Genomic DNA, 2413 nt, shown 5'->3' with positions numbered 1-2413 from the left:
GTGTTGGTTGGTTTTTGTTCTTCCTTGTCGTTACTATATTTGTTTATAGTATTAGTAGTATTACTATTATATATAGGGGAGTTAAACTCCTTAATAAACTTACTAAAAATTAAATATGAAGCAGTTGCGTTTTTTCCTCCTTTTACACAGTCTGTTTTTTTTATAACTATTTTTTCTATTAACCTTATTAAACTTGTATTCACACTTCCAACAGGCACAGTAGAACCGCTAGAAATATCCTTTTTACTTAGGTTTTTAGCTATATATTGCCCTCGTGACATAACTGATGAATTAGCTAAATACTCAAATATTTTTTTCTCATTTCCTGATAGAAAATTTATAGATTCTATTTGTTTAATTAAAGCATTCTGATCTTCTTTTGATGGTGATTGTGTTAAGTTTGTGTCGAGTTCTGTGTTAGGTTGTGCTAAGTTTGTGTCAGGTTCTGTGTTGGGTTGTGCTAAGTTTGTGTCAGGTTCTGTGTTAGGTTGTGCTAAGTTTGTGTCAAGTTCTGTGTTAGGTTGTGTTAAGTTTGTGTCAAGTTCTGTGTTAGGTTGTGCTAAGTTTGTGTCAAGTTCTGTGTTAGGTTGTGTTAAGTTTGTGTCAAGTTCTGTGTTAGGTTGTGTTGAGTTTGTGTCAAGTTCTGTGTTAGGTTGTGCTAAGTTTGTGTCAAGTTCTGTGTTAGGTTGTGTTAAGTTTGTGTCAAGTTCTGTGTTAGGTTGTGCTAAGTTTGTGTCAAGTTCTGTGTTAGGTTGTGCTAAGTTTGTGTCAAGTTCTGTGTTAGGTTGTGTTAAGTTTGTGTCAGGTTGTGTGTTAGGTTGTGTTAAGTTTGTGTCAAGTTCTGTGTTAGGTTGTGCTAAGTTTGTGTCAAGTTCTGTGTTAGGTTGTGTTTTAGGGCTTATACCTTTATTTTGACAAACATCCTTCGATGATAAATTAGTAGTTTTAGCAACTTTAATGCTACCAAATAACTTATCCAGTTGATTCTTTTTAACAGCCATAATATTGCTATACCTTTGCTATGGTTACTTGTTAATTCTATTCCATAATTCAATTGTTAATTCGTAGTAATCATTTGCTAGTGGTGAATTGTTATGACTCTCGATAACAGAAATTTGTTCTATTCCACTTTCCTCGGCTACAGCGTTCAATCTATGTATTGTTGTGTTGGTAACAAGGTCTTTAAAATTAGCTCTATAAAAGGTTTCAATTTGAGTGGATAGGGTAGTATTGTTTTTTAAGGTTGGAACTATGCTAAAAGAGTTCCAATTAATCTCCATATCTTTTTTATAATCATCAATCAGACCTATACTTTCAACAACTGATCTAAAAGATTCTAGCTCACAGCCAAAAGGACATATTATGTCTGTAGCCATTGCCAAAGAATTCTGTACTAATTGACTGCCCCAAAACGCAGAATTATCAAATATAATAACATCGTATTGATTAGTTACTGGAGCCAATAGCCTTTTAATTGTAAATTCTCGTCTACGTTCGTCTTTAATTTTTTGCTCAAGAAAATTAAGGTTTGATGACTCTGGTATATAGTCCAAAGTTGGAAGATTTGTGTTCTTGATTACTTTATCGATACTTACATCACCTTTAGATACTTCCCATAAACCTTTTTCAGATAAATCATTAGCTTCATCAATAGAATTAATATCAATAGGTTGACTTAAATTTCTAGTCAGTGTTTTTTGTGATACTTCTAAGCCTATAGCCAATACTTTAATACCATTTAAGGCTAGAATGCGAGCTATATTAAATGATAAACTCGATTTCAAGACTCCACCTTTAGGGCTGTAGGTTGAAATTATGCGAGTACCTTTTTTTGGCTCACCTAGGAAACTGTATTCTTTGCCTATTTCGGGCAGTTGATTTTCATTCCATACTCTAACTTTTACATTTCCTCTACTCATTCTATCTGCTTGAGGAATAATTTTGTTTTTCTCGTCCTTAAGTATAGCGCTTTTTGTTTTGTTAACTTTGAATATATCCATAATATTTTTTATTGTATAATTTTTCATAATATGTCCTTGGTATATGTTATAACTGAAATTTAGCATGTAAACGTAAACAGATCAACTAAAATATGTCAAAATATTTAAACACATATTATTGGTTTAGCGTGTCTTATTGGTTTAAATAGTTACAAATTGATTTTGATGTAATATACTTTTGTCACAGTGACAAAAAGAGAGGCTAAAAATTATATGCCAAAATCAAGCACCCAAAGAATGAAAGCCAAACGTGAGCGAGATTATCAATTGTTGCTCGACAGTGTAGGAAGCGAACAAAAGTTGTCAGACACTGGTTTGATTGAAGTAATAGCAAGATGTTACCGACAAGCAAAGCAATCAGGTAATACTGCAATGACCAGAATTGCCGTTAAGGAATTGGTCAGAAGAATTGA

The 2413-nt window shown here is 32.8% G+C and carries 3 protein-coding genes; 1 reads left to right on the top strand and 2 read right to left on the bottom strand.

The window, feature by feature from the left end:
* Both IE867_RS14315 and IE867_RS14310 read right to left on the bottom strand, forming a co-directional pair.
* A partial coding sequence (locus tag IE867_RS14315) for a hypothetical protein (RefSeq protein WP_203250285.1) occupies positions 1-1001 on the bottom strand: 1001 nt, incomplete at its 3' end.
* 24 nt (positions 1002-1025) lie between these two features.
* Positions 1026-2027, bottom strand: a complete 1002-nt coding sequence (locus tag IE867_RS14310; protein ID WP_192485387.1) for a ParA family protein — start codon at positions 2025-2027, stop codon at positions 1026-1028.
* A 186-nt stretch (positions 2028-2213) separates the two neighbouring features.
* Between IE867_RS14310 and IE867_RS14765 the strand changes: the two genes are divergently transcribed.
* Positions 2214-2413 (top strand): hypothetical protein (locus IE867_RS14765; protein WP_225630085.1); only part of this gene is annotated, 200 nt, incomplete at its 3' end.

It is taken from the genome of Cysteiniphilum marinum (assembly GCF_014857925.1).
Classification (GTDB): domain Bacteria; phylum Pseudomonadota; class Gammaproteobacteria; order Francisellales; family Francisellaceae; genus Caedibacter; species Caedibacter marinus.
Note: the sequence above shows the minus strand (reverse complement) of the source record. Positions and strands in the feature narration are given on the sequence as shown.

Excerpts from the sequence above, each read along its gene's own strand:
- IE867_RS14310 (WP_192485387.1), bottom strand. The coding sequence starts at position 2,027 with ATGAAAAATTATACAATAAAAAATATTATGGATATATTCAAAGTTAAC.